The organism is Chitinophaga sp. OAE865, assembly GCF_040546735.1.
Lineage (GTDB): Bacteria > Bacteroidota > Bacteroidia > Chitinophagales > Chitinophagaceae > Chitinophaga > Chitinophaga polysaccharea_A.
Map to the genome: position 1 here is coordinate 6,114,905 of NZ_JBEPOF010000001.1, position 20,935 is coordinate 6,135,839.

Below are 20,935 nucleotides of genomic sequence, written 5' to 3' on the forward strand. Positions count from 1 at the left end.
TAAGCGGATACCTTCGCATAAATCTCCCTGGATCTTTTTTAATCATTATAGAATCAAAAAATAAAATCAGCGTAATCAGTGTAATCAGTTTAATCCTGAGTCAGACAAAATCCGCATGCACTAATTCATAAACGCCTCTATCTTTTTCTTTTCATCCAGCTTTACGAACTGTCCATACTTATCGAGGTATTCCTTAGCCACTGGTTTAAATGCGGTTTTATCCTGTTTATTGAGAAGATAAATAGTTCTTGCCCGCAGGTATATTTCCTCTCCCGGCGCGCCATAGGGCCTTACAGTGGTGTAAATGGCGTCCCAGTCGGGATTGGCGCCATTTTCAGGCAGAGAGGGAGCGATAAGATCCTGGTAAATAAGATTCATCATTTTTACGGTGGCTTGTCTTGCGCCCATCGCTTTGTCGATGGCCTCCATGTTATTGCGGATAATAAAGAAGCCGGTATCACGGGTACTGCCGGTTACCTGCATCACATAACGAAGATCATCTTCTGAATAGGGTTGTTTCATTACAGCGAAGTAGTCGGCGCCGGCCAGGGCTGCGCCGTCTTTATCGCCCGACTGCACCGCCAGCATGGCCAGCTTTCTCAGGAACGCCGGTTCCCTTTTACCGTCAATATACTCCTGCAACATGGCGCTGTAGATGGCGGCGGGTTCTGTAAGATCAGCATCCTGTGCAGCCACTTCCGGTATGGTGCCCATGTCTTTATTTAGTGGCGCATGTATCTTCCTTATTTCCGCAAACGGAATTTTCACTACTTCACGGTCGTAGGTAAGCAATCCGTTCTGCTCTCCTTCCACATCAAAAGGCTGGGTATAGATGCTGGCGGACAGGCCCTGCCGCTCCAATAGCTGCAGATGCTGGTTCATAATGGCATACTTCGATTTCAGTGCAGCGGGCTTTTCCTGAATGTATCCCCAGGCAGTGTTGGTGTTCCACTGGTGATCGGGAATGAATACGCCAATACCACCGAACTCGCCCAGTACCTGGGCTTTTCCCGGCATTTTTATGGCATTCATGGGATTGGGGTAGCTGTGCACATCGGTAAGGTCTGCGCTGATGTATGCATTCGGGCTGGGACTGCGGAGCTTTTCATTTACATACAGGTATTCCCCTGAGTGACCATTCACGAGCCGCGACGGATCGCTGCGTTTGATCCATTCTGTTAAGCGCTGCTGATCAAATTGTCCCCATTTTTCATTGAACAACACCCAGGTAGTAACGCATGGATAATTATGCAGCTGCGCCAGCGTTTCTTTACATTGCTGCTCAAAAGCCGCTTTGGCGCCTTCGGGCAGGCTGTGGTTGGGGCTCACCATATCCTGCCACACCAGCATGCCCAGTTTATCTGCCCAATAGTACCAGCGGTCGGGTTCCACTTTGATATGTTTGCGGATGGTATTAAAACCCATTGCCTTGATGGCTTTAATATCGAATGCCAGCGCCTCATCGGTTGGCGCGGTATAGAGGCCATCGGGCCAGAAGCCCTGGTCCAGTGTGCCAAGGTTAAAGTAAGGCTTGTTGTTAAGGAAGATACGGTCTACTCCTTTTTCATCTTTTGCAATGGATATTTTACGCATGCCGAAATAGCTTTTCACTTCATCGGCTACCCTGCCTCCTTTCAGGAGTTTCACGGAGAGATCGTACAGGAAAGGATTTCCGGGCGACCATAAAACCGGATGATCCACCTTTAACTGCAAAGGAACACCGCTCCTGCCTTTTACTGTGCCTGCAGTTTTACCATTGGCGGAAGCCACCGCCTCCACTGTATACCCTGCGGGCGCATTTACAGTAAGATTGAGTATTTGTTTATCAATATCGGGTGTGAAATCCAGACCGGAGATATACTCGGCAGGCACCTTTTCCAGCCATACGGTTTGCCAGATACCGGAACTGGGCGTGTAATAGATATTGGCGGGATTCAGTACCTGCTTACCGGAAGGGCCTATCCCCCTGTCCGACGGATCATAGATCTTCAGTACAAGAATGTTCTCCCCGTTCTTTACTGCATTGGTAATATCAATAGTAAACGACGTATAGCCGCCGGTGTGACCTCCCACCTCTTTCCCGTTGAGATATACTTTACTTTGCCAGTCCACCGCCCCGAAGTGCAGGAGCGTTCTCTCTCCCGCCACCTGGTTAATATCAAGTTTACGGCGGTACCAGAGCCGCTGTTCCGGCAACAGGGTTTTCTTTGCGCCGGATAATGCGGATTCCAATGGATAGGGCACAAGTATCTGCCCATCGAAATTATAGGGCGCAGGTTCGTCTGCTGCGGTGATGGCATATTCCCAGAGCCCATTGAGGTTTTGCCAGTTCTTCCGTTCCAGCTGGGGCCGTGGATAAGCGGTAAGCGCATTTTGCGGATTCACCTGCTTCGCCCACCGGGATTGAATGGCAACAGGTTTCATTTTATAACCGGTTTGTGCCTGTAATGGGGCAAGGCTGCATAAAAGCAAGGCAGTGGCCAGTAATAGTGGTGTTCTCATCATGGAGTTACTTATTTCTTTGTGGTTAAATTGAGTGGCTTACAGGGTTGTGATCTTTCAGTTCATCTTAATGGCTAAAACAGGTACGGTAGCAAAATATACATAATTCCCCATGAATAAACAGGCTTAACTTTTAAGGTTTGTTAATCTGTATATTTTTCGATTTCATTAATATTAACATATTATATAATGTAATAAAATTAAGCATGAAATAAAAAATAAAACAACTTAACTATGATATAATTAGCATTTTTTTCATAAATTAAACAACAATAGCCATCGTATATGCCAGAATATAAATATTATTAAAATGAATACTATTAACCTCAACCGCTATGATCATATCTCCAATACCTGGGATGAAATGTACATTGCTGATAACCATCTCCGGGAACAATACCACCGGATCATCAGCTACCTGGAGAACGAATCTGCCAACGATCTCAATAAGAAAGAAGAACTGGCCAAACGCCTGTTTATGAGCCAGGGAATTACCTTTACGGTGTACGACAACGGGGAAGGGATTGAAAAGATCTTTCCCTTTGATATCATTCCCCGTATTATTACCTGCTCGGAATGGACTTTTATTGAAGAAGGCATTAAACAGCGGCTGAAAGCACTTAACCTTTTTCTGAAAGATGTTTATAACAACCAGTTTATTATCCGCGATGGTGTGATTCCCGCTTCCCTCATCTATTCCTGCCCTCATTTCCTGCGGGAAATGCACCAGCTGAATGTTCCCTACGATATCTATATCCATATTGCGGGCATCGACCTGATAAGGGATTATGACGGCACCTTTTACGTACTGGAAGATAATCTCCGTACACCTTCAGGGGTAAGCTATATGCTGGAAAACCGCGAGATCACCAAACGGCTCTTTCCCGACCTCCTGCCACAGTGCAAAGTGCGCAGCGTAACAGAGTACCCTTCTATTCTTTATAAGAACCTGTTGTCACTCTCACCCCGTGCGGTAGCCAACCCTACTATAGTGCTGCTGAGCCCGGGCATGTACAATTCCGCCTATTATGAACACACTACACTGGCCCGCCTGATGGGCGTGGAGCTGGTGGAAGGCAGGGACCTCGTGGTACGCGATCAGAAAGTATATATGAAAACCACCACCGGTTTGCAACAGGTAGATGTGATCTACCGCCGGGTAGACGATGAATATATAGATCCGCTTGTATTCAATCCCAAAAGCGTGCTCGGTGTTGCCGGCCTGATGAGCGCCTATCGCAAAGGCAATGTAGCTATCATTAACGCCACCGGCAACGGCGTTGCAGACGATAAAGCCGTATACAGCTATGTACCGGACATGATCAAATATTATCTGAATGAAACACCCCTGCTGAAAAATGTACCCACCTACAGTTTAGGCGACCCGGAACACAAAGAATATGTTTTCCGTAACATCCATAAAATGGTGATCAAAAAAACCAATGAAAGCGGTGGCTATGGCATGCTGATGGGGCATGCCGCTTCCGAATCCGACATAGAAAATTACAAGAAGGAAATACTGAAAGACCCCAGGAACTTCATCGCCCAGCCAACCATCAGCCTGTCTACCGCCCCGTGTTATCTCGACGGCATGCTGCAACCACGCCGGGTAGACCTCCGGCCATACGCCCTTACAGGCCCCGATGGCATCTCTATCGTTCCCGGCGGATTAACCCGGGTAGCCCTGAAAGAAGGCTCCCTCGTAGTAAACAGCTCACAGGGAGGCGGCAGTAAAGACACCTGGGTACTGGCATCATAAACAAAAACAAACGCCTATGTTAAGCAGAGTAGCCTCCAGTTTATATTGGTTGAGCAGGTATGTAGAAAGAAGCGACGGTATCCTGAGAATGCTGAAAATAAACTACGCCTCTTCACAAGATACTATCCAGGAATTTACATGGACACCGGTGATCCGCATTTCCTCCGGCGGCGATGAAGCCGAAATTTCATCTATCAAAAACGACAGCCGTTCGGTGATCGAGTACCTGCTCTTTAACCGCGACAATCCCAACTCCGTCATTAACATGATCACACTGGCCCGTGAAAATGCCAGGAGCGTACAGGAGCACATCGCAAAAGACCTGTGGCAATGCCTCAATGAATACTATCATACCGTGAAAGACCCAAAGCTGTTATGGTATGTACAAAAAGACGACCCCGTAACAGCCCTGGATATTCTTATTAAACAGGTAATGCTATATTATGGCACTGCAGGCAGTATCATGGAAAGGGGTGAAAGCAGGAGCTTTATGAGCATCGGCAAATACCTCGAAAGAAGTATACAGTCGATCGATATCCTCGATATCAAATTTATCTCCATCTCCAACAATCCCGATCTGCTTACAGACACCTCTTACTGGCAACACCTGCTACTATCGCTGGGTGGTTATGAGCTTTACCTGAAAACCTACAGGAAAGGCTTTGAGGCAGAAAATGTGCTGGAACTGGTGATGCTTAACAACGATTTTCCAAGATCCGCAAAATATTCCGTGAACAATATTCACCGGTATTTTGAACGGCTTAAAAGCGATAAGAATATAGAACACTATAATAAGCTGTCGTTTAATATCGGGCGATTGAACAGCACCATCACCTATAGCTCTGTAAACAGCATGAAAGCGGAAGGGCTTCATTCCTATCTTGTTAAAATCAGGAGCGAGCTATACGGCATCGGTAACCTGCTGAATGAATACTATTTCGCAAATGCTTAACCATTATATTATATGCCTGTTTTCAAAATAAAACATACCACGCGTTACACCTACGAAACACCAGTGCGTGACAGTGCCAACCAGATCATCCTCTACCCGGTAAAAGATGAATACCAGAAAGTGATCAAACATGACCTGACTATTTCTCATCACCCGGAAGTTGAAGTATTCAAAGATTATTATGGAAATGAAGTAGGAATTTTTACGCAAACTGAACCGCATCATGAATTGAAGATCGTTTCTTCCACCTGTGTGGAAACCCTCCCCCGGCCCCTGCCGGCTGATAACCTGCCTCCATTGGTCCAATGGCAGCTACTGGAGGACATCCGCTATGAGGTGGCTTTTATCGACTATCTTAAACAGGAGAATTTTGAAAACGCAGCTTCCCTGCGGCAAATTTCACTGAGCCTGAAAGAAGATACCGATACACCTTTCAAAACAGCTGTACGCTTCTCCGATTATGTATATACACACTTCGATTATATCAAAGGAGTAACCACGGTAAACAGCACTCTCGATGAAATATTACTTCTGCAGGCCGGTGTATGCCAGGATTTCGCGCACCTGCTAACCGCCATGCTGCGTTTCTCACAAATTCCGGCAAGATATGTAAGCGGGTATATTTGTCCCAATAAAAACGGCATGCGCGGGGAAGGCGCCACCCACGCCTGGGCGGAAGTGTATATTCCTGAATATGGCTGGCTGGGACTTGACCCCACCAACAACTGCATTGCCGGCGAAAATCATGTAAAACTGGCAGTAGGACGCAATTTCAGTGACTGCTCCCCGGTGAAAGGCGTATATAGCGGCGGTGCAGGACATACACTGGATGTGACCGTATCAGTAGGTTATGATGATCACGAGCATGTTGATCAGGAACAGTTCCTTCAGCCCGCCACCAGTAATACCGTTTCACCGGCGCCTGCAAAAAATAGTTACCAGCGCCACCTGGAAGAAATAATGATGCAACAACAGCAGCAACAACAATGAATGCACAAATTACACCGGCGAATGACGGGATCCCCTCTGCGGAGCCCGTCACGCTGATCCTCCCCCGCTTAATAACATCTCTTATTTATTCTCCTAAAACAATTTGATAATTCACAAATAAGGAAAATTTATATAGTTTTGCCAGGAACCGTAATGGGCGAACTATAAACTACAACTGTCACATTTAAAAGAGTACAATGCAACGCTTTGCCATAAAAAGGCGCTGGGATGCTTTCTGCCATACGATCGGTAGTATCCCGCCAAAATACCTGTATACCCTTTTTCTGTTAATGGCGGTGGGCATCTCTTTTCATTCCTGGTTTTCTTCACAGGACATGGAAAGATGGACCCGTTACAATAACTTCCTGATCTTTAAACAGGCATTTTCACACCTGGTACATAACCAGGACCTCTACGTGCTATACGAATCAGAGTATTACGACCTGTATAAGTACAGTCCTTCCTTTGCTTTGTGGATGGGCGTTTTCGCCTGGATGCCGGATGTACCCGCATTGATTTGCTGGAATATCATGAACGTAGTAGTATTTATTATTGCCATCAGAACTTTGCCGGTAAAGAAAGAAAAACAATCCATCCTGCTGTTGTTTTTAGCTATAGAGATGATGATTGCGCTTACCAGCTCACAGATCAACGTATTTATCGCGGGCTTTTTTATTCTTGCATGGCATTGCATGGAAAACAAAAAGATCTGGCTGGCAGCATTGCTGTTGGTGGTAACAGTGTATATCAAACTATTTGGCGTGGTGGCCATGTCATTGTTCCTGTTATACCCTGAACGCTGGAAAGCCGCGTTGTACACCGTTTTCTGGACAGCCGTGATTGCAGTGATGCCTTTGATGGTGATTTCATGGGAGCAGCTGCTGTTCCTTTACAAGAGCTGGGGCCACCTGCTGGCGAACGACTACTCCGCTTCCTATGGTGTTTCCGTGATGGGATGGTGGCATACCTGGTTTAACATGGATATCTCCAAACAGATTTTTATGCTGGCAGCAGCAGCCCTGTTTATGGCGCCGTTTTTACCCATCCTCTATAACCGGGAATCCAGGTATAACCTGAGTATGCTGGCCTCCGTGCTGATATGGGTAGTGATCTTTAACCATAAAGGAGAATCGCCTACTTATATTATTGCGCTCACCGGTGTGGCCATCTGGTATTTCACGCAGGAACGGCCATCAACGTTAAATACCGTACTGGTAGTGCTGACGCTGGTATTCACTTCCTTTTCCTCTACAGACCTGATAACGCCATACTGGATTGCCCGAACTTACGTAGAGCCCTATGCAGTGAAAGCGGTGTTCTGCTCAATTGTGTGGCTGAAAATAATAATGGAGCCTTTCTTCGTGGCATCTGCCGTCCCGGCAAGAATAACGGCCGACAAGCTGCAACGGGCAGCCTAAAAAATAATGAAAAAGGGGTGTCTCAAAACTCAGGAGACACCCCTTTTTTGTTATGCATTTTGCTTCCTTAAATATTTGGTGAGGATCACAATCAGCTGTCCTTCTATCTTTCCTTCTATTTGTTCTGTATTATCCGGCACCAGGCGTATATTCTTTACCACAGTGCCCATTCTTGCGTTTAAAGTAGACCCTTTTACATCAAGGGACCTGGTAAGAATAACAGTGTCGCCGTTTTGCAGAACAGCTCCATTGCTATCCCTGTGCAACTCTACCGCAGCCTCATTTTCATGATCGCCGGTAGCTTTAGCCCAGGCCAGTGCTTCATCATTCAGGTAAATCATGTCCAGGTTATCTGCCGCCCAGCTTTCCTGCTTTAAGCGGTTCAGCAGGCGCCAGGAAACAATCTGCACGCCCGGAACCTCACTCCACATCGATTCGTTCAGGCACTGCCAGTGACTACTGTCCAGCTCCGCTTTTTTCTCTACCTGTAACTGGCACTTTTCACAGATAAGGATACAATTATCCTGATCACTGTAAGTCTGGGGAGGCACTTCGTACATGTTCAACTGCTCTTCTGATTTGCATAGCTCGCACTTGTTTTCACTCCTTGTTAGCAATAGTTCGTTCAGCTTCATATATATCCTTGATAAAAAAATGTGCACGAAGGTAATATTTTTTTACCCCGGACCATAACCGCTTCAATTTTTACCGGCAGTTTGAACTGCAGAAGCGGGGAAGCTGGTTCACTTTATGGTACCACGGTAATAAAAAGATAGGTAGCCAATATCACCAGCAACACGATCCCCTGCAGGATATTGGTTTTTCCTGCATTAAAGGAAATACTGATAGTAAAGAGAGAAAGGATCAGTAACAACGTAGACTTCGCATCTATACCGAGCGTTATCTTAAACCCCATTGTGTAAGCAACTATAGCCACTGCGGGAATAGTGAGCCCTATACTCGCCAGTGCTGAGCCAAGCGCCAGGTTCAGGCTTGTTTGTAACCGGTTTTGCGAGGCGGCCCTGATGGCGGCCAATCCCTCCGGCAAAAGGATCACCGCCGCTATGATAACCCCTACAAGGCTTTTAGGCGCCCCCAGGTTTACCACAATGGTTTCAATTACAGGAGATAATTTCTTCGACAGTAGCACCACCACTGCCAGGGCTATTAACAGGAATACCAGGCTCACAACAGTAGTTAACCCCGACGGCGGTGCGGCATGTGTGTCTTCATCGCCGGGCGCCGCATCCTTCGGCAGGAAATAATCGCGGTGCCTCACGGCTTGCACCGCTACAAAACCGCCATACAGCACCAGTGAAATAATGGCTACAAATATCAGCTGGCTGCTGGAATAAACAGGGCCTGCTTCGGTAGTGGTATAATTTGGTAAGACGAGGGTTAAAATGGAGATCGCCGTTAAAGCAACCAGCGCGGCACTTACACCGGCTTTTATAAAGGCCTGTTCTTTAAAGCGGTAACCTCCAATGAACAAAGACATCCCTATAATGCCCGACAGGATCAGCATAATAGCGGCAAACACCGTATCTCTTGCCAGCGTTGCACCCTGATCTGCCTTGTTCAGCATAATAGATACAATCAGCGATACTTCAATCACCGTAATAGCAAGCGCCAGAATAAGGGTGCCATACGGTTCTCCTACCTTATGCGCTACCACCTCTGCATGATGCACGGCCGACAGCACCACACTGATCAACACTAAACCCATCACAGCTGATAATATCCCGCTTTGCTGTTCTCCTGCAAATCCCAGTAATGCCAACCCGGTAAGAGGACTGATAAGACACCATAGCGGAAGCGTAATTTTCCATTTCCTGTAAAGAAAGTGATTGAATACCATGTGCTTAATTTACATAAAAATCAGCACATGCCCCCCATCCGCCTGCGCAATGAAGCGCCTGCCGGTGTAAAATGCTCCTCCCAGCAGGCATCAGCATTCATGCTATCCGGTTGTATGGAAGAAGGAACCCCTGATGAGGAAATATTTATTTATCAGGCGGAGGGTAATAAATTGCTGACCACATTATAAAGCTCATCGATGCGGAAAGGTTTTGCAATCATGCTATCCGCCTTACAGAAACGAATGGATTCTTCTGAATAATTCCTGGCAGAGAACAGGATCACAGGTAATTTGGATTCCTCCGGCGAGGTTTTAATTTCCCGGCATAAGCGCCGGCCATCATAGCTACCCATGGCAATATCCATCAGCAGTACATCCGGCTCAAACCGGGCTATATAGTCATGAAGCGCTGCGGGGTCTTCCAGGGTAATTACCTCCATTTTCCTTCTTGAAAGCACCAGGGAAACAGCTTCAAGAATAGAAGGATTGTCGTCCACTACAAGTATTTTCCACATGGGATAATTTTTTATACCAGAACATGCACATTGAAAAACGTCGGCCGGGATGCTCGCTCAAAACAGACATCAAATGTAGAACTGTTTTCCTGTTAAAATATTGGCACAGCACGCCTTCCGCAAAAATTATTTTTGCGGAAGACCATCATAAGGCAACAGGAAAGAGAACACCGTACCTTTTCCTTTGTTACTCCGGGCCTCGATAGAACCGCCGTGGCAGCGGATAATACCGGCAGAGATATAAAGGCCCAGTCCCATCCCCGGGAAGTTTTGTATTTGCGGATGCTGCACCCTGAAAAGGCGGTCGAACACATGTGCGATCTGGTCCTTCGGAATACCAATTCCCTGGTCACTCACATGCACACGCACTCCTTCGGCAGTATGCGTAGTGCTAACGGTGATCTCCCCTCCTTCCGGGGAATATTTAACCGCATTGGAAATCAGGTTCACCAATACTTCTGTGATACGCCCTTTGTCGGCCAGCACAGGCTTTACCTGCATATCCGGTTTGAACACCATCCGGTGCTTCCTGGTAAGGCGTTGCATATCTTCTATTTCTTCCCTGATGAGCATGTTAATATCAAACCAGCTGGTGTCCAGCGTCAATAAATCCTCGGATACCTTGGCTGCATCCAGCATATGATGAATGAGGTCCGTAAGCCGGTCTATCTGCAGATCCATTTTTTCCACCAGGCTGGCACTCTCTTTATCGTTGGTTTCCCTGAATTTCTCCTGCAGCACTTCTGCATATGCTTTAATACTGGTAACCGGTGTTTTCAGCTCATGACTGGCCACTCCTATAAATTCATCCTTTTGTTTCTCCAGTGCTTTCCGGTCGGTAATATTCATAATAAAAACAGCCACGCGCTGCTGCCTGGGCTTGCCCACCCTTTGCATATAGATGTCGTACCATCCTTTTATCGGCTCCTCCTTTATCTCCATTTCAAACCGCACCGGCTGCCCGTTGGCTACAACCTTTGAATGAATTGACAGCCAGGTTTCCGGTATATCGGGTAAAATTTCGCGGAAGGTTTTACCGGGAATTCCGTGCAAACCCGTATTCTTATAAAGTGCAGGATTTACCTGGAGAAATTTAAAATCATAGATGCGTTCCTTTTCATCGAACAAAGGTTCCACTATATAAAACCCTTCATCCATCGAAGTGAGCAGTGTACGGTAATTCTCCTCAGACAACCTTATGACTTCATCATTCTGAACACGTTGCAGGCACAGGTAAATACGGGGAGCCAGTTCCTCCAGCAAACCGGTTTCATCCGGGCGCCAGTTATAGGAGCTGTCTTTTTGCATGATAATAATAAAGTTGAGCTGTCCTTCTGTAACATATGGCGCTATTAACTGGGCGCCCACGCCATTTGCGAGAAACATGCCTTTGTGGGCAATATGCGAATTGGTAGCAATATCATTGATCACCACCAGGCTCCCTTTCTTCAGTATACGGAGTAAATCCCCGCTGATGAAAGCAGACAAGGTTTGTTCACCGGGAAATCCTGTCAAACCGTTCTCCTTCTTTTCGTATATAATAGTGATGCTGTCTGTCTGTTCGTTGGCATAAGCAAATACCAGCCTGGATAATCCAAAATGCCGGTAGATCTTCTCTCCCGCCGATTGCATAATGTCTTCCGCCTTATTGACAGCAACAATATCCTTGGATATTGCAGCCAGCAACACGCTGTTAAGCTCGCGGTATTTACGTTCTGTAATATCGTCGTACACCACAGCAATCGATTGGCTTTGCTGGCTTCCGCCGATCCGGGATGCGTAGATGCTGTACCAGCGGCCGGTAGCCGGCATCTGCCCTTCAAAGCGGATGCTGTTACCGGTCATGGCTACATTTCCAAAATACTGCAGCCATTCCCGGCTAACCTCAAGGTGCAGCTCAGTAGCTGTTTTCCCTATAGCGTTATCCAGTTTATTCTGTCGTTTGAATTCAGCATTTACTTCAAGGATCCTGTAATCAACAGGAGTATTATTTTCGTCAAAGATCATTTCACTGATACAGAACCCTTCATCAATGGATTCAAATAAGTTCCTGAATTTTTCTTCCGATGCAATCAGTTCCTGTTCGGCAAATTTTCTTGAAGTAATATCTACAAAAGTAACCACCACCCCATTGATGCGGTCTTCCGCCGTACGGTATGGAAGTACCCGCATAATAAACACTTTCCCCGAGCTTGCCTTTACTTCCCGTTCAATTACGCTGAGCTTTTCAAGTACCTGCTCCGCATCATTTAAAAGCTGCTGGTATTCCAGGTGATGGGTGATATCAGACAATGGCCGGCCAAGATCCGCCGGTATGAGATTGAATAATTCCCTGATGGCCGGTGTAAATAAGGCAATACGAAAGCTCCGGTCGAGAAAGATAGTGCCGATATTGGCAGAATTGATGAGATTTTGCAGGTTGTTGCCGGCAAGACTTGTTTCCTCGATCTTTACTTTCAGCTCCTGGTTTACTGTCCGCAGCTCTTCGTTAATAGACTGCAGTTCTTCCTTACTGGTTTCCAGCTCTTCCGCTGCGGATCGCAGCTCTTCGTTCATGGCCTGCAGCTCTTCATTAGAGGCTTTTAATTCTTCCGCATTAAATTCATGCTGCTCGTTGGAAGCCCTGAGCTGGGCTTTCAGGTTCACCAGTTCAGCTTCCAGTTGCCTTGCCACCGGTTCTTCAGAACTGAGGACCACCTCTTTCCCCCTGTTTTCTTCCGTTTCCTTCTCAAACAATACCAGGATATATCCGCGTATTACTTCTGCACTTTGTAGTACCGGTCTTACATGAATATTAATCGTTTCAATCTTATCATTAATCGTTACTTTCAGCCCTTTTGCCTCTACCGCAACCTGGCGCTGCAATGCCTGGTACAGGGCCGACCGAAGCTCCAGGCGCAGCTCCTGCCGGATAAGCTTCAGCAGATTCTGTGAAGGTTCTCCACCTGCTATCTGCAGGTAACGCCCTGCCTTATCGGAGATATGTATGATATCGTATTCTTCATTGATCAGCAAAGATGGTGGCGCATACTCTTCCAGCAGGCGCTGATGCAGCTCTCCGAATGAAAGGCGCTCCATAGATCTTTCCTTGTCAATAGAAGCCGGTGAAAGACGGGGGGGCTCCACTTTCAGGGCAGGAACTGATTCCGGCACCGGGAAAGGGCGGAGCAGTTTCTTGCGGCTCTGGAAAATATGGTACTCACGGTTAAATGGCTTAAACAAATCGCTCCAGCTGTCGGCCGACTCTGATGATCCCAGGAAAAGAAACCCGCCCTGGTTCAGCGCAAAGTGAAATGTTTCCATAGCCCGTTCCTGCGCCGTACGATTCAGGTAGATCAGCACATTGCGGCAGGCGATAATATCCAGGTGGGAAAAGGGTGGATCTTTGAGGAAATTGTGATTGGCAAAGAGGATCGTTTCCCTTATCTCTCTCCTGATACGATAAACTTCACCTTCTTTATTAAAAAAACGGCGCAGTCTTTCCGGGGAAATATAAGCCGCATCATTCAGGGTATACAGCCCGTCACGCGCATGATTAATGGCCACTTCATCTATATCGGTAGCGAAGATCTGTATCTTTGGCGCCTCCAGCTCGTTCTGAACCAGCTCTGCGCAAAGCATGGCAATGGAATAGGCTTCTTCGCCGGTGGCACAACCTGCCACCCAGATCCTCAGTTGCTGATCCGGGGTTTTCTCTTTGATGATCTCGGGAAGCAACCGTTGTTCCAGCACCTCGAATGCCTTGGTATCCCTGAAGAAATTGGTGACGGAAATCAGCAGGTCTTTCAGTAACGACATTACTTCATCAGGATTGGTTTGAAGAAAAGCAGCATAGGAAGTAAGGTCGGGCAGGTTACGGATATTGATCCTGCGTTCGATCCGGCGCAGCAGTGTTGGCCGCTTATAATTTGAAAAGTCGTGCCCCGTACGAAGCCTGAGCTGTGTAAAAATTTCCCGGAGCGCCTGTTGCATTCCTTCCGGTCTTTTTTCTTCGCCAGACGATATACTCACATTGATGATACTATTCCTGTAATCGATAATTTTCTGAGGGATCTGCGCTACAGGAAGTACTTCATCCACCAGGCCGGTAGCGATGGCATTCCTGGGCATGTCATTATACTCTGCTTCCCGTGGATTCTGTACAAAGGCAACGCCACCCAGTTCCTTGATGCGCTTCAGTCCCATGGAACCATTGGCGCCGATACCCGAAAGGACTACACAAACGGCGTTGGAACCGTGCGACTCTGCGAGCGACCGGAAGAAGATATCTACCGGCGCCCTGCGCTCCTCCAGTTGAATATTGGGAGACACCAGGATATACCCGTCGTCCATAATAAGATGCTTGTTGGGTGGGATCACATACACATGATCCGGTTCCACTATTATCTTTTCTGTTACCTGGCTTACCGGTATGGGGCAAACCGCCTGGAGCACCTGGGCCAGTTTACTGTCGTTATCCGGGGAAAGATGAAGAATAACCACGTAGGCCATCCCCGAATCAGGCGGCACGTGCTCAAAAAAAACCTGCATGGCCTGTATACCGCCGGAAGATGCGCCAATACCCACTATCAGAAATTCATGTTTCCGGTGGCTGTTGTCTTCGCTGTTAAATGAAGACATAGAGTTAGAAGAATCCATGATGTATTTTGTGAATGATATAGACCGGTACGCAACAACTGCCCCTGCGTCCGTTATCGCAAGTTAAATATTATGAGTGTATATTTCCACATTTCACTGTTCAAAGATGCGGTTGTTTTCCGGAGCGATGTTTTTGTAATGCTGCTTCCGTTTCACGTCTCATAAAATCGGCATTAAGCTTCTCCATTTCATGTAATATTTCCCTGATCCGTTTATTATAACCCACAGTATCTTTTGCTTTCTTAAAATACATCGCGGCAAGCGCAGGCTGGTTTATTTCCGCAAAATGATCTCCCATGTGGTTCAACAGGTTAACGCTTTCCTCCAAACCGCGGGCCGTATTCCACAAATTGTTTTCTATATTGTCCGTAATGGCTGATAACAGGCTGCTTTCAGAAAAAGCATGACCGGTATGGCAACGGTAACGTATTCTTCCGCCTTCACTGAGCGCAGACAGTGCGCCGTGGCATTCAGGGCAGGCCAGGGAGGTTGGAATTCCGAAAATAGTCCCTTCGTCCGGCAGCTTTTCCTGGATAGCTATGTCGATCTCTTTTTTCACCAGTTCGCTATTCCCCGCTTCATCTTTTCCTGTAAACCGCTCCTGCAGCGGTTCAGCGGTGAGCCTGATCAGTAGCTCCGCCATTTCCGATACGGGCACTACATAATCTACCGCCACTTCCTGTATAGCGCTTTGGGGCATAGAAGATACCTCCGCATCTTCCGGCGCCTGTACAACGGCTACGCCTCCACGTTGTTTGACAAACCATAATCCGGCAGTGCCATCATCCAGGGCTCCGCTGAGGATGACACCAATCACACGCGGTCCGTAAGCATAGGCGGCAGACCGGAAAAGCGGGTCTACAGCAGGCCGGAACCGGTTTTCTTTTGGCCCTCTCGTTACCCGCATATGCCCTTTTTCCAGGATCAGGTGCCTGTCTGGCGGCGCCACATAAATGTTTCCGGGCTTGATAGGCTCCCTGTCTTCCGCATTGGAAGCAGGTAATTTCTTTTGTAGATTAAGCACCCGGGGCAGGATTCCCGTCATGTCTGCAGAAATATGCCACACTATGAAAATAGCCGCCGGAAAGTGGGGCGGCAAACCGGACACAAGTGTTCTTATGGCTTCAAAGCCGCCCGCAGAAGCGCCAATCACTATAATATTCCTTGTTTGCATAACCGTAGATTTTATGGATCCGTTCGTCCTCTATCTCCATGAAAACCGGTCACTAAAATCAGGCCGTTATGCCAGCCTTATTGTTGCGCTCCTTTGTTACTGCTTATTCGCGGTAATAGTCTTTCACGCCGCCGGCAGGTGTAAAACTGATGAAGTACCGTTCCCTGCTGCCGTTGATAGACTGTGGATACCAGGTGAGCCCGTTAGCGCCGAAAATGCCATAAACATGCGTAAGCGGTGCGGCGCCCTCTATATTCTCTGCTTTGCGGTTGTAATTGCGGTATACCACGGAAGCACACACGAAACTGATATTATCCAGGCTGATCAATGCTTCAGAGATATTGTCGTGCACCGATAGCTGCACAGGTTTGGGGTTCTGCCATTTTCCATTACTGTAATTGTATTCATCAATATATTCAGGGTTCTCCGGGTGTTGGATGTTTACATTTATTCTTCCGTCGTTGTAAAAATGAATGGCTTTATAGAGATAGATACTTTTCCCTGCGAAGGCCGGCAATGCTCGCAGCGCCTTTTCGGCGTCAAGTAGCGCGATGGCATCGCTGAGAAAATTGCCTTTCGTGGTGCGGGAATTATGGATAATAGTAGTACCATTACGGTACTCAATGGTTGTAGTGGTAGTAGTGGTATTGCTGCTCACGCTGGCGCCTGAACTGGAAGAAGTGGTGGTGACCGCCTCGTCCTGGCTTGCAGGCAGGTCTTTATAACTGCTGTCGGTATCACTGCCATACAGGGTATCATGTATAGATTCCCTGAACTGGCTGCAGGAAACGCACATCATCACTGTTATTATAATTCCGGTTAACTGTTGTAAACGCATCTTCTTTATATTTTTATTCGGCTATATCACTGGCAAATGCTACCTGCTCAGGGTCTTCTTTCAGATAAAAAATCGGGATGGACTCCTGCTTAGTCATATTCAGATCCAGGAGCGGCACTATTTTCTTTAATGAAGCCGTATGGGTTTTACCCAAATTATCCTGGTAGCGCAATTCAAAGCGTACCTGGGGCTGCTCATTAATATAGGTACCGGTTTGCTCTGCGGAAACTATCTGCGCATCGGTACGCAGGCCGTAGTACTTCAGCTGCAGCCCATTAGCGGGAGCTCCTATAAAAAGACTTATCAGTTTTCCGAAACCGATACGGCTCACCAGTACAATAAACGGGCACAAAACAAGCGGGTGATAAAATTCCAGGAAACGCCAGCCCCGCCCATGGTTCTCTAACCTGTAAGAATATACGTAATACGCCGCTACTGCGGCTACTATCAGTAACCAGGCCAGGAGCGATATAATAAGCCGTCCGGTTTTCATCTCCACCGTTACGCCATCCAGCGTTAAATGAGGCTGCGCTTTGAGCTTATCGTCGATCAGCAACCGGATGGTTTTTCCTTCATCATAGCGGTGCAGTTCCGGCTTGGTATCATTTACTTCCAGCTGTTCAGTGATTTCCGTGCCAACAAAATTCTGCAGGGAACATACTATTTCCCTGGTATCCACATCCTTACCCGCTGCGGGCAATTTTTTGCTGCTCACTATACGCGCATCTTTCCTTACACCTTCTTTTAAAAGACGCATGATATTTCCCCTCATGGTAAAAGGCAGTACTATCCATCTCCTGAACCATCCCTGGATCAGTATCAGCCATAATACAGCTGAAAGGGCCAACAACACAAGCGCCAGCCATGGCCTGCTACCGCCATTCTCTCCGGCTGTTCCATACTCCGTGTTGTAGTAAATGAGCATAGGAAAAGGGATGGCAAAAAACAGCATGTAAATGATCCAGAAATAATTCCAAAAACCTTTCATTCAGCTAATTTAATTTATTTAGTTAAGTAAAGCTTTCTACACGCGCTAACCAGGTTAATCTTTTTTATAGATCACCTTATTTTCAAATTCACCCAACACCACGCGGCCATAGATCACTTTTGTCCACCCGTTTTCAAACCCATGGTTATTCGCTATCAGGTAGCCTTTGCCTGCGTCTTTCTTTATCACTTTATGTGCATCAATATAACGGCCTTTTACTTTGCAGAATACAATATCGCCGATGTTGTATTCCACTGCCTTTACAAACGTAAGCAGGGTACCGCTTTTCAGAATGGGTAACATAGACGTGCCAAAGGCTTTCATTTTTCCTGTGCCGGTGGTTTCCAGCCCGGACTTTAGTCTTTCATACTTGTTCATGTTTTCATTATTTTTTTTAATAAATCAGATGATCATATAGTAAAATGATCGTAGTGAAGGCTCATGGGGTATCTTAAGCCAAAATGCGGGAATATTTAACTGAAAGGGCAAATTCAATTGTAAGCATGATGGTAATACACTATTGGGCTACACAAGAAAGGCGGGTATAACAAATGGTATGCTGTGAAATAACAAAACCTGCGGGCAGCGCAGGTATCAAACTATTTGGGGATACTGCCGGGGCATTTTCTATAAAGAACAACTACCGCAAAAATAATGAAATTTTATATACGGCAAATTAAAATAGTGTTATCATCGCCTTCGGCGATGCGGATTTTGTCTGACTCAGGATTAAACTGATTACGCTGATTACGCTGATTTGATTTTTTGGATTTTGTAACTGATTTAAAAAGATTCAGGGAGATATGAGCGAAAATATCCGCTTATATCTCCCTGAATCTTTTTAAAATCTGACAAAATCAAATCAGCGTAATCAGCGTAATCAGTTTAATCCTGAGTCAGACAACATCCGCGTTATTTAGCCGGCGTGATCACTATATTCCTGAACTCTATAGGACCGTGATCGCCCTGGAAATAAATCGGGCCTGGCTCACCTTCATTGCTGTCCAGCGCACCACCGGTGATACCGGGAATGGCTGCGTTACAGATAATGGTTTTACCGTTGGCAACCACAGTTACCAGGCGGCCTACCAGCGTAATATCATAGGTTTGCCACTGGCCGGGGCCAAGTGTCACCATATCGTTTGGCACCAGGAAACCGTATATGCCTCCGAACAGGTGGCTGGAAGGTGCTTCTGTTTTGGGATTGTCAATGATCTGTGTTTCATAACGGCCTCTCAGGTATACGCCGCTGTTGCTGCCTGCCTGGTAACGGAATTCCACATGCAGCTTAAAGTCGGAGAAGGTTTTTTCCGAGATCAGGTTAGCACCGGAATGCGGGCTGGTAAGGATACCGTCTTTAACAACCCATTGGTTTTCTCCCAATGCTTTCCAGCCGCTCAGGTCTTTCCCATTGAACAGCTTTACTGGTTTTCCCCACACCGGAGGCGCCGTTCTTTTGAGATCCGGCGCTCTAACCCCTGTAAAAGAATAGGAATGCCCGTCGCTGGTATGGATAGTACCGCTGATGCCAGCGTCTGTTACCGTACCTTCCAGCTTCAGGTCGCGGTCTTCCCTTTCCCACTGTGGCGGTATGGAGAAGCTGAACTTACCGTTGTCGAAGTTTACTTTGGAGATAGGCCTGGCACTTCCGCCGGTGCTCACAAAGCGGCCTACCAGGGTACTAAACCCGGAAAGCTCCACTTCCAGCCAGGAGGGCTTATCTACGCCGTTCTCACTGACCTTGATATCCCAGGCGCCTATCAGGGAGCCGCCTTTAACGCTTTCGTTCTTGATAGCCGATACCTGTGCCATAACACCGGAAGGAGTTACCAACCCCAGTCCCATGCAGCATACCAGCCCCGCGATAATACTTTTTCTATTCATGTTCATGTCCATGTTTGTTGAAGAAAGCTATAAAGATAAATATTTGGCCTGTAACTTTTATTCCTGTATTTGCGTTAAAAGGTCAAACCTCTCCCCCATGCATATTTCTACCTATATCAGATTCCCGGTTATGATCGCCGTTATGATAGCTCTCGGCGGATGTGCAAAGGACAAATGCACTAAAATAGTCCAGCGAAAAGTATACACCCCCATACTGATGGCGGTGAAAGACTACTGGGCCTCCATTAAATCGGAGGCGCCCAGGGAGATCGGAACAACAGGCAAGATCTATGTAAAAGACCAGTATATCTTTGTAAATGAGCCCTACAAAGGCATCCATGTGATCGACAACAGTACGCCGGCATCTCCCAAAAAAGTTTCTTTCTTAAATGTAATGGGCAACATAGATATCGCTATAAAGGGCAACTATCTGTATGCAGACAGCTTCACCGATCTTACCGTATTCGATATCAGCGATCCGCGTAATATCACGTTTGTAAAACGGCTGCCGGAAGCAACCGGCTATCCCGTAAGCGCAGATGGACTGCTGATAGGATGGAAAATGGCCAGCGACAGTATGGTGATCGGTTTTACCAGCCGGGATACCTCTTATTGCGACTGCTCCAACGACGAGTATATGCTGTATTTTGCCAGCTCCGAAGCAGCTTCTTCTTACAACAACAAAACCCAGCAAACCGGCAAAGGCGGTTCAATGGCCCGTTTTACCATCACCCGGAATTACCTCTATGCCGTTAACTTTTCCCAGCTGAAAGCATTTGATCTCAGCAATGCAGCCGATCCTGTATTTAAAAGTTCACAAACCATCGACGGCGGTATTGAAACTATTTTCCCTTATGGCGACTATCTTTTCATCGGCAGCCAGAGCGCCATGCACATCTATGACATCCTGAATCCAGCCACTCCCGTCAAACGTTCCATGGTGACGCATTTCAGGGCCTGCGACCCTGTTGTAGTGGAAGGAAACAAAGCATATGTAACCATCAGGAGCGGCTCTACCTGTGCAGGCTCGCTCAACCAACTGCAGGTATTCGATGTTACCAATGTAGACAACCCCATAAAACTAAGCACCACGGAAATGAAAAATCCTCATGGATTGGGAATCGATAACGGGAAGCTCTTTATCTGTGAAGGGAATTTCGGGCTGCGTTTCATGAACGCATCAGATGTAACAAATATCACCACCACCAAACTGGTAGATGGATTGGATACTTACGATGTAATACCTTTTGAAAACCAGCACCGCCTGCTGGTAAGCGCCAGGGATGGCATTTATCAATACGATTATAGCACAATGACTGATCCCCGGCTATTAAGCAAAATTGCAGTAAAGGGACATTCATATTAAACAGAAGGCATGCTGGGATCAGCATGCCTTCAATTATTCTGATAACCGCTACA

Annotated in this window: 15 protein-coding genes; 5 read left to right on the forward strand and 10 right to left on the reverse strand. The window is 46.9% G+C overall.

Going from position 1 to position 20,935, the window contains the following annotated elements; genetic code table 11:
- Nucleotides 1-120 precede the first annotated feature (120 nt).
- On the reverse strand, nucleotides 121-2,505 hold the full coding sequence (locus ABIE50_RS24485) for a glycoside hydrolase family 2 protein (RefSeq protein WP_209858685.1): 2,385 nt from the start codon (nucleotides 2,503-2,505) through the stop codon (nucleotides 121-123).
- 307 nt (nucleotides 2,506-2,812) lie between these two features.
- Between ABIE50_RS24485 and ABIE50_RS24490 the strand changes: the two genes are divergently transcribed.
- From ABIE50_RS24490 to ABIE50_RS24505, 4 genes are all read left to right on the forward strand, one after another.
- A complete protein-coding gene (locus tag ABIE50_RS24490) occupies nucleotides 2,813-4,261 on the forward strand; it encodes a circularly permuted type 2 ATP-grasp protein (RefSeq protein WP_142688003.1) in 1,449 nt (482 codons plus the stop codon).
- Nucleotides 4,262-4,277: 16 nt separating this feature from the next.
- Complete coding sequence (locus tag ABIE50_RS24495) at nucleotides 4,278-5,213, forward strand: alpha-E domain-containing protein (RefSeq protein WP_209858684.1); 936 nt, start codon at nucleotides 4,278-4,280, stop codon at nucleotides 5,211-5,213.
- Between the two features lie 12 nt (nucleotides 5,214-5,225).
- Nucleotides 5,226-6,203: a transglutaminase family protein gene (locus ABIE50_RS24500; protein WP_209858682.1), complete on the forward strand. Its 978-nt coding sequence runs from the start codon at nucleotides 5,226-5,228 to the stop codon at nucleotides 6,201-6,203.
- A gap of 197 nt (nucleotides 6,204-6,400) precedes the next feature.
- Nucleotides 6,401-7,621 (forward strand): glycosyltransferase family 87 protein, encoded by a 1,221-nt coding sequence (locus ABIE50_RS24505; protein WP_209858680.1) that lies wholly within the window; start codon nucleotides 6,401-6,403, stop codon nucleotides 7,619-7,621.
- Nucleotides 7,622-7,671: 50 nt separating this feature from the next.
- On the opposite strand, the gene ABIE50_RS24510 is transcribed toward ABIE50_RS24505, so the two are convergent.
- From ABIE50_RS24510 to ABIE50_RS24550, 9 genes are all read right to left on the reverse strand, one after another.
- Nucleotides 7,672-8,256 (reverse strand): PhnA domain-containing protein, encoded by a 585-nt coding sequence (locus ABIE50_RS24510; RefSeq protein WP_209858678.1) that lies wholly within the window; start codon nucleotides 8,254-8,256, stop codon nucleotides 7,672-7,674.
- 113 nt (nucleotides 8,257-8,369) lie between these two features.
- The gene (locus tag ABIE50_RS24515; protein WP_209858671.1) at nucleotides 8,370-9,479 is read right to left on the reverse strand and encodes a calcium:cation antiporter; all 1,110 of its coding nucleotides are present in this window, start codon (nucleotides 9,477-9,479) and stop codon (nucleotides 8,370-8,372) included.
- 152 nt (nucleotides 9,480-9,631) lie between these two features.
- Nucleotides 9,632-9,994: a response regulator gene (locus tag ABIE50_RS24520; RefSeq protein ID WP_209858665.1), complete on the reverse strand. Its 363-nt coding sequence runs from the start codon at nucleotides 9,992-9,994 to the stop codon at nucleotides 9,632-9,634.
- 126 nt (nucleotides 9,995-10,120) lie between these two features.
- Entirely contained in the window at nucleotides 10,121-14,632 is a 4,512-nt protein-coding gene (locus ABIE50_RS24525) for a CheR family methyltransferase (protein ID WP_209858662.1), read from the reverse strand.
- Between the two features lie 100 nt (nucleotides 14,633-14,732).
- Entirely contained in the window at nucleotides 14,733-15,806 is a 1,074-nt protein-coding gene (locus ABIE50_RS24530; protein ID WP_209858660.1) for a chemotaxis protein CheB, read from the reverse strand.
- Nucleotides 15,807-15,909: 103 nt separating this feature from the next.
- Nucleotides 15,910-16,644, reverse strand: coding sequence for a hypothetical protein (locus tag ABIE50_RS24535; RefSeq protein ID WP_209858658.1), 735 nt, complete (start codon nucleotides 16,642-16,644; stop codon nucleotides 15,910-15,912).
- 13 nt (nucleotides 16,645-16,657) lie between these two features.
- Nucleotides 16,658-17,632 carry a hypothetical protein gene (locus ABIE50_RS24540; RefSeq protein WP_209858656.1) on the reverse strand — a complete coding sequence of 325 codons (975 nt, stop codon included), beginning with the start codon at nucleotides 17,630-17,632 and terminating at the stop codon, nucleotides 16,658-16,660.
- 54 nt (nucleotides 17,633-17,686) lie between these two features.
- Nucleotides 17,687-18,010 (reverse strand): S24 family peptidase, encoded by a 324-nt coding sequence (locus tag ABIE50_RS24545; protein WP_209858654.1) that lies wholly within the window; start codon nucleotides 18,008-18,010, stop codon nucleotides 17,687-17,689.
- A gap of 534 nt (nucleotides 18,011-18,544) precedes the next feature.
- Nucleotides 18,545-19,516 (reverse strand): 3-keto-disaccharide hydrolase, encoded by a 972-nt coding sequence (locus tag ABIE50_RS24550; RefSeq protein WP_142687993.1) that lies wholly within the window; start codon nucleotides 19,514-19,516, stop codon nucleotides 18,545-18,547.
- A gap of 97 nt (nucleotides 19,517-19,613) precedes the next feature.
- Between ABIE50_RS24550 and ABIE50_RS24555 the strand changes: the two genes are divergently transcribed.
- Nucleotides 19,614-20,882 (forward strand): LVIVD repeat-containing protein, encoded by a 1,269-nt coding sequence (locus ABIE50_RS24555; RefSeq protein WP_209858652.1) that lies wholly within the window; start codon nucleotides 19,614-19,616, stop codon nucleotides 20,880-20,882.
- Nucleotides 20,883-20,935 lie beyond the last annotated feature (53 nt).

Bases quoted from the DNA above. Each gene is read 5' to 3' on its own strand.
- ABIE50_RS24540 (WP_209858656.1), bottom strand. From the start codon at position 17,632: ATGAAAGGTTTTTGGAATTATTTCTGGATCATTTACATGCTGTTTTTT.
- ABIE50_RS24555 (WP_209858652.1), top strand. From the start codon at position 19,614: ATGCATATTTCTACCTATATCAGATTCCCGGTTATGATCGCCGTTATG.
- ABIE50_RS24520 (WP_209858665.1), bottom strand. From the start codon at position 9,994: ATGTGGAAAATACTTGTAGTGGACGACAATCCTTCTATTCTTGAAGCT.
- ABIE50_RS24485 (WP_209858685.1), bottom strand. From the start codon at position 2,505: ATGATGAGAACACCACTATTACTGGCCACTGCCTTGCTTTTATGCAGC.
- ABIE50_RS24545 (WP_209858654.1), bottom strand. From the start codon at position 18,010: ATGAACAAGTATGAAAGACTAAAGTCCGGGCTGGAAACCACCGGCACA.
- ABIE50_RS24495 (WP_209858684.1), top strand. From the start codon at position 4,278: ATGTTAAGCAGAGTAGCCTCCAGTTTATATTGGTTGAGCAGGTATGTA.
- ABIE50_RS24525 (WP_209858662.1), bottom strand. From the start codon at position 14,632: ATGGATTCTTCTAACTCTATGTCTTCATTTAACAGCGAAGACAACAGC.
- ABIE50_RS24510 (WP_209858678.1), bottom strand. From the start codon at position 8,256: ATGAAGCTGAACGAACTATTGCTAACAAGGAGTGAAAACAAGTGCGAG.
- ABIE50_RS24490 (WP_142688003.1), top strand. From the start codon at position 2,813: ATGAATACTATTAACCTCAACCGCTATGATCATATCTCCAATACCTGG.
- ABIE50_RS24505 (WP_209858680.1), top strand. From the start codon at position 6,401: ATGCAACGCTTTGCCATAAAAAGGCGCTGGGATGCTTTCTGCCATACG.
- ABIE50_RS24530 (WP_209858660.1), bottom strand. From the start codon at position 15,806: ATGCAAACAAGGAATATTATAGTGATTGGCGCTTCTGCGGGCGGCTTT.
- ABIE50_RS24515 (WP_209858671.1), bottom strand. From the start codon at position 9,479: ATGGTATTCAATCACTTTCTTTACAGGAAATGGAAAATTACGCTTCCG.
- ABIE50_RS24500 (WP_209858682.1), top strand. From the start codon at position 5,226: ATGCCTGTTTTCAAAATAAAACATACCACGCGTTACACCTACGAAACA.
- ABIE50_RS24550 (WP_142687993.1), bottom strand. From the start codon at position 19,516: ATGAATAGAAAAAGTATTATCGCGGGGCTGGTATGCTGCATGGGACTG.
- ABIE50_RS24535 (WP_209858658.1), bottom strand. From the start codon at position 16,644: ATGCGTTTACAACAGTTAACCGGAATTATAATAACAGTGATGATGTGC.